This is a genomic window from Pseudomonas khavaziana, from assembly GCF_019145205.1.
Taxonomy (GTDB): domain Bacteria; phylum Pseudomonadota; class Gammaproteobacteria; order Pseudomonadales; family Pseudomonadaceae; genus Aquipseudomonas; species Aquipseudomonas khavaziana.
In genome coordinates, this window is record NZ_JAHSTT010000063.1 from 1 (window position 1) to 412 (window position 412).

The window sequence follows — 412 nt, forward strand, 5'->3', positions numbered from 1 at the left end:
TTGAAGTTCGTCAATCCCTGTCGGGTTGACTTGCGACGTTTCCAGCACTAGTGCTTGAGGGTCGGGTTTGTAGGTGCTCGACTCAACCAGCTTCTGCGCGTCGGTAAGCACCTGAGGTTCGATCCCATTTAACGACGCCACACTTCTCAGGACGCTGTCGATGAATTCGGGGTCGCCCATCTTCGCCATTGCCGATCGAGGGCTCATGCCAGAGAGAATGAGGGCTTCAAGTGTACTTTCGGCCAAGTCTTTCCCGGCTATGGCTTGCGCACGAGCATCCATCGGACGGCCCTGCATGGCTTCCACTCGATTGACTACTGCATGCAATGCCCCGGCAGCCTTGTTGAAGTTATCCAGCGCTGTTTTATCGTAATTGAGTAGCCCGTCAGACCATTGCTTCAGCGTTTCTCCA

The 412-nt window shown here is 54.6% G+C and carries 1 pseudogene; it reads right to left on the reverse strand.

From position 1 onward, the window contains the following. Window positions 1-412, reverse strand: a pseudogene (locus KVH01_RS29525) (toxin C-terminal domain-containing protein); the annotation flags it as partial.